We start from the raw sequence: 6,089 nt of genomic DNA on the forward strand, positions 1-6,089 counted from the left end.
ATGTTGATTTCCCAACACTTGGAAAACCGACAAGTCCTACATCAGCCAAGACTCTTAACTCGACAATTGCATCAAACTCATCACCTGGTTTACCATCTTCTGCATATTTTGGAGCTGTATTACGACTGGATTTAAAATGGAAATTTCCTCTTCCACCTTTTCCTCCATGGGCAACGATCTGTTGTTGATGAGGCTTAGTGAGATCGGCAACGATTTGACCCGTTTCGGCAACTTTTACGATCGTGCCAAGCGGTACTTTTACAATCTTATCCTCTCCGTTTGCTCCATGCATCTTTTTGTTTTTACCTTTTTCTCCTGGAGTTGCGAATACCTTGCGATGATATCTAAGATCTAAAAGTGTTGTCATTCCTGGATCTGCTTCAAAAACAACATTACCACCATCACCACCATCGCCACCAAAAGGGCCACCGTAGGCTACATATTTTTCATGTCTAAAACTTACGATTCCATCTCCACCACGACCGGCCTTGATATGTACTTTTACCTGATCTACAAACATTCTAGCAGCTCCTTTCTAATAACCAAAAAAATAGATCCCATCACCAGGGATCTAAATAATTCCTTAAGCCTGTGGATAAACAGAAACTTTCTTTTTATCCTTACCAAGACGTTCGTATTTGACAACACCGCTTACCAATGCGAATAAAGTATCGTCAGCTCCACGTTTTACGTTTGTACCTGGGTGAATTTTAGTTCCGCGCTGGCGGTAAATGATGCTTCCTGCATGACAAGACTGTCCATCAGCTAATTTTGCACCTAAACGTTTTGAATGAGAATCACGACCGTTCTTAGTAGAACCTACTCCTTTTTTAGAAGCAAAAAATTGAATATCTAATGTAAAACGCATGATTACACCTCTTTCCTTATGATTCTGATATATTCAGGATAGCTCTCAACCATTGTCTCAAGCTGTATTACAATACATCTTAAGACTTGTTCAAGACCTTCCTTTGATTCTTTTACTTTGATAGAAATTCTATTTTCTTTCATTTCAAGGATACAATCGTTTTTAAACAATTGATCCAAAGCATTCAATGCTCCAATAGAGATTGAAGAAGCACCTGCGCATACTAGATCTTTTCCAGAATCATCAAATCCTGCATGACCTTCAATTTCAATTGAAGAAATGAGATCCTTGGCACAGACTACTTTAACTGTAACCATTATTAAGCCTCGATTGCTTCGATTTTTACACGAGTATATGGCTGACGGTGTCCTTGTTTACGACGAGTTGAAGATTTTTTAGGTTTGTATTTCACGATAGTGATTTTCTTACCTTTACCCTGTTTTTCAACTACGCCAGTAACTTTTGCACCTTCTACAAATGGTTTACCAATTTTTCCATCGGCGAACAACACTTTGTCGAATACTACAGTATCACCTTCGTTAGCTTCTAATTTTTCAACAAAGATAACTGCATCTTTTTCAACACGGATCTGTTTTCCACCTGTCTCGATAATTGCGTACATATGTGCACCTCCTATTCAAATGATTCTGATACTCGCCATAAAGGTGTGCATCGCAACTTAAACCTTTTCTGTGCGGTTGCTAGACCGAATCGGAGTCTGCAACGCATTTATTTTACTTAATAGAACATATAACGTCAAGTTATTTTAATACTTTTTTCATTATTCGTTAAATAATATCTAGTTACTTGTAGAAGATGGTAAGAATGGTCGAACCGCATCTGCTAAACTATGAATATTACGAGTTTGAATTAGAACTGTACCTTCCCCATGGAATTCATTGACCAACCCTTCGCCTGTTGTAAAGCCAAATGTACCTGACGCGATTGAAATATCATAATTGAGTGTAGCATCCCATGCGACAACATGTTCATTATCGATACGAATTGGATTATCTCTTGTCACTTGAAGAGCTAAAATATCACCAAAAGCTGAGACCAGTAAATCGCCTTCACCTTGTGTTTCCATCACAAACAATCCACCTGTGCCTCCAAATACTGCTTTTCCTAAATCTTGTGATTTCATAACATACTCTACACTGTCATCACAAGCTAAGAAGGCACCTGTATTCAATCGATACTGTTTATTAGCATCTACATGAAGACAGTGAATTTTACCTGGGATAGCAGGAGCTGCTCCTACATATGCATCTTCACTTTCTCCAGTAGCATGCGTAATAAACATACTTTCTCCACTGGTTATGCTTCGACCAATAGCGCTCAAAACTCCGCCAAACCCTTTTTTAGAGCTGTTCATCTTACCTTCCAAATGGGCATTTGAAATATAAGCCATTGCTCCTCGTTCTAGTTTGATTGTCTCATCAGTTCTTAATTCAATATGTACCAATGGACAATCTGAATCGCCTAAAATTTTAAAATTCATAATATGTTTCCTCAACTTTCTTTTTTGCCACCTGCAACTAAAGTATAAACAACTACACATATACTTGTAAACAAAATATTAGTTATCTGAATCTACCCACTCCAAACGTCTTGCCAAGATAGACATATCACGATCTTTTTTCCCTTGAACAATGACAATCTGATTACGCTCGATTTTTAACTTATTTTGATCATAAAGACTCGGCATGACTGCCACGTCAATCTTGCCGCATTCATCTTCAATATTCATAAAACACATCATATCCTGTCGTTTTGTTTTGTGTGTTCGAAAACTTGCAACCCTTCCTATCACCTGCACATAATCCATCTTTTCCTGTAATTGAGAAATTGGAATACATTTTGGATATTTTTTACGTAAAGTTTGTACTGGATGCTCACTTAAATAAAAACCTAAAATATGGTGTTCTCGTTGCGCTTTTAAAAGCGTATTCTCTTTGATCTTTAAAATCGAAGGTCTTGAAACGACTGTAAAATCAAAAAGAACCTGATTTTTTTCTTCAACACGAACAAGCCTTGCATAATCTAAAATCTTAGATAAATTTTCATTCCATGTTGCTCGATTATATTCAAACCCATCTAGAGCTCCACCATCGATTAAGATTCGTAAAGATGATTCACCCAAGCCTGCTGCCGAAACACGAACCACAAAATCAATACCATCTTTAAACTCTCCTTTAGTTCTTTCTTTTAAGATAATCGGATAGATTGATCTTCCAATTCCTTTCATGACTTGAAGTGGCATGCGTAAAGCATCATTTTCAATCGTATAAGAAGCCTGAGAATGATTCACATCACAAGGCAATATCTTAATTCCTCTATGTTGACACTCATATATATATTGAGCTGTCTTAACTTCTGAGCCTATAACACTATCTAATAACCTTTGATAAAAGAACAGTGGATAGTTTGCCTTAAGATAAGCCATCTGATAGGAAATCAACCCATACGCATAACTGTGGGATTTGTTAAACCCATAGCCTCCAAATCGTTCCATGGAATCAAAGAGTTCTCCTGCTTGCTTATAAGACACTTTATTATTTAGAGCACCTTGAATAAACTGCTCTTTATAAGATTGCATGATTTCAACTTTCTTTTTAGACATAGCTTTTCTTAGATTATCGGCCTGTGCCAATGTAAAACCGCCAATAACCTGAGCACATTGCATAACTTGTTCCTGATAAATCATTAAGCCATAAGTTTCTTTTAAATAAGGTATAAGTTTTTCATGTGGATACTCAATCAAACTTGCATCATTCTTTCGTTTGATATATTCATCGATATTTTGCATAGCACCTGGTCGGTACAAAGCCAAAACAGCGCTGATATCTTCAAACTTAGAAGGTTTCATCTTACGTAATAAATTCTTGATTCCTTCACTTTCCAACTGGAAAACTCCAATCGTATCGCCTTTCGATAACAACTGATATGTCTTGGCATCATTTAAAGGAAGTTTCATGATATCAATATCTATATGGTGCTGTTTTAAAGTATTAATAATTTGATAAATCGTCGTTAAATTACGCAATCCTAAAAAATCCATCTTGATCAGACCAAGGTCTTCAAGATATTCCTGTGTGAATTGCGTTGCTGTATTTTCTTCATCAATTCGAACTAAAGGGCAAACTTTTTCAATATCCTGATCACTTAAAACGACACCAGCCGCATGTACGGAAATGTGTCGAGGAAGACCTTCCAGTGGAAGACATAATTCAAACAGTTCTTGATCCTTTTTGTCGGTATCGATCATTCTTTTAAAAGCCGGTATTTGCTGATATGCCATCTGCAACGTCATATTTGGGGCATTTCCAATTAATTTACATAATTCATCTACTTTTCGTATTGGCATCGCAATGACCCTTGCGACATCACGAAGCACCTGCTTTGCCTTCAAGGTATTAAACGTAACGATATGAGACACATGTCCAGCTCCATATTTTTCCTTTACATATTGGATCACTTCATCTCGTCTATCATCTGGAAAATCTGTATCGATATCAGGCATAGACACTCTATCCGGATTCAAAAACCTTTCAAACAATAAATGATTCTTAATAGGATCAATATGTGTAATTCCTAAGCAATATGCAACTAATGAGCCAGCCGCAGAACCACGTCCAGGACCTACATAAATATCTTGACTTCTGGCATAACGAATAAAATCCCAAACAATCAAGAAATAATCCGTAAAGCCCATGGAATTGATTACGGATAATTCATATTCCAATCTTCTAACATATTCTTCTGTTAAATGATTATTCAAGCGCTTTAAAAGACCTTTCTTACAAAGTTTGATCAAATATGTTTGAGAGTCAATACCTAATTTATTTTCAAAGTGAGGAAGATGACTCTTTCTCATAGCCAATTGGATATTACATTTTTCAGCAATTTCTTCTGTCGCATTCAAATCATCTTTATCATATAAAGCGTTCATTTCCTCTTGACTACGATAATAACGATCATACAAAACATTCAATGTTTGATCATGAATCGTAGTCTGTTTATCGATTGCTTTTAAGATTCTCTGCTTTTCTACATCTTCTTTATATGCATAAAAAATTCTAGATAGAGCAACTGTCCTGCAGCCACAGTCATGAGCAACTCTTTTTAAAATGACATTTTTATTTGCCCGATATTTTGAATCATTCATCGCAATAGAAACATAGAAATCCGGTATATGCTCATGACAATATTTTAAAATTTGTTCTAATTTTTCTAATTCATCATTATCAATATATTGTTCAAGAGAATCATCATCTCCTGCAGTTAATACTATGCAATCCAAAACATACTTGAATAATAATTCCAGCGAGATCTTTGATGGATCATTCATTAAGATCGTACTTAAAGCATAAAGATCTTGCAGACCCCTATCATTTTTAGCAAGCAGAATAAAATCAAAGGGTTGATCTTGATAAACAGAATCTACTTCTAACCCTACAATTGGATGAATTCCTTTCTCCTGGCAAAGTTTGATAAACTTCATAGTTCCATACATAGAACGTTTGTCCGTTAAACAAGCATGATTAAAACCATACTTAATAGCCATATCAACTATCTGTTCTATTCTAAACGGTGATTCTAATAATGAATATGCACTCCTAGTATGTAAATGAACCATAAACTCTCCTTCTATGCACTTATTTTACCATAAAGTTACCTAAAAAAAATGTCGGACATATATCCGACATAAATAACACCTAAAATTTCTTTGTAATATTAATCATTTTGAAATTCTTTTCTTAATATTTCATGAGGTGGCTCTATCTCATTGGCTATAGTATGTTCTGTTAATTCAGATAATACTTTTATCTTTGAATTAAGAATAGGTCTCATACAATTGGGAACATGTTCCTGATGAGCTCTGTGAATTGCCACACACTCTTTACAGTTGCCATGATAACGACACGCTTTTTGACAAGGGCAATGATCTTTTTCTCTATACGCTTTGCGAAATTCTGCAACAAACTCTTCCTGTAATCTTAATCCTTCTTGACGATTTCCTTGATGAAATTTTTTCATTGCTTCCAACTCTTTTGGATTGTTTTCAATAATCATTTAAACAAACTCCTTTTTATTATCAATTACCTTTTTATCATACATCTTCTTCATTAATCAGAAAACAAAAAAAAGACTTGTAAAGGGTGCATATTTATGCCGGACCCTTAAAAGTCCTTTATATAAAGCACTGGTGCCGACGGAG

At 35.6% G+C, this 6,089-nt stretch carries 7 protein-coding genes and 1 other annotated feature; all 7 genes read right to left on the reverse strand.

All coding sequences use genetic code 11. The features are described 5' to 3' along the window. Positions 1-520 (reverse strand): Obg family GTPase (locus HMPREF0367_RS01705; RefSeq protein ID WP_035400547.1); only part of this gene is annotated, 520 nt, incomplete at its 3' end. Between the two features lie 63 nt (positions 521-583). Further along, positions 584-868, reverse strand: coding sequence for a 50S ribosomal protein L27 (gene rpmA / locus HMPREF0367_RS01710; protein ID WP_015535859.1), 285 nt, complete (start codon positions 866-868; stop codon positions 584-586). A 2-nt stretch (positions 869-870) separates the two neighbouring features. Continuing rightward, complete coding sequence (locus tag HMPREF0367_RS01715) at positions 871-1,185, reverse strand: ribosomal-processing cysteine protease Prp (protein WP_015535860.1); 315 nt, start codon at positions 1,183-1,185, stop codon at positions 871-873. A 2-nt stretch (positions 1,186-1,187) separates the two neighbouring features. After that, positions 1,188-1,490: a 50S ribosomal protein L21 gene (rplU, locus tag HMPREF0367_RS01720; RefSeq protein WP_015535861.1), complete on the reverse strand. Its 303-nt coding sequence runs from the start codon at positions 1,488-1,490 to the stop codon at positions 1,188-1,190. Positions 1,491-1,508: 18 nt separating this feature from the next. Then, positions 1,509-1,578: a sequence feature (ribosomal protein L21 leader region), on the reverse strand. Between the two features lie 89 nt (positions 1,579-1,667). Continuing rightward, on the reverse strand, positions 1,668-2,369 hold the full coding sequence (locus HMPREF0367_RS01725; RefSeq protein ID WP_035400549.1) for a TIGR00266 family protein: 702 nt from the start codon (positions 2,367-2,369) through the stop codon (positions 1,668-1,670). A 78-nt stretch (positions 2,370-2,447) separates the two neighbouring features. After that, complete coding sequence (gene dnaE, locus HMPREF0367_RS01730; RefSeq protein ID WP_035400551.1) at positions 2,448-5,507, reverse strand: DNA polymerase III subunit alpha; 3,060 nt, start codon at positions 5,505-5,507, stop codon at positions 2,448-2,450. Positions 5,508-5,605: 98 nt separating this feature from the next. Next, positions 5,606-5,944, reverse strand: coding sequence for a hypothetical protein (locus tag HMPREF0367_RS01735; protein ID WP_035400553.1), 339 nt, complete (start codon positions 5,942-5,944; stop codon positions 5,606-5,608). Positions 5,945-6,089: the final 145 nt, after the last annotated feature.

Origin of the sequence: Faecalitalea cylindroides ATCC 27803 (assembly GCF_000469305.1) — a bacterium.
Lineage (GTDB): Bacteria > Bacillota_I > Bacilli_A > Erysipelotrichales > Erysipelotrichaceae > Faecalitalea > Faecalitalea cylindroides.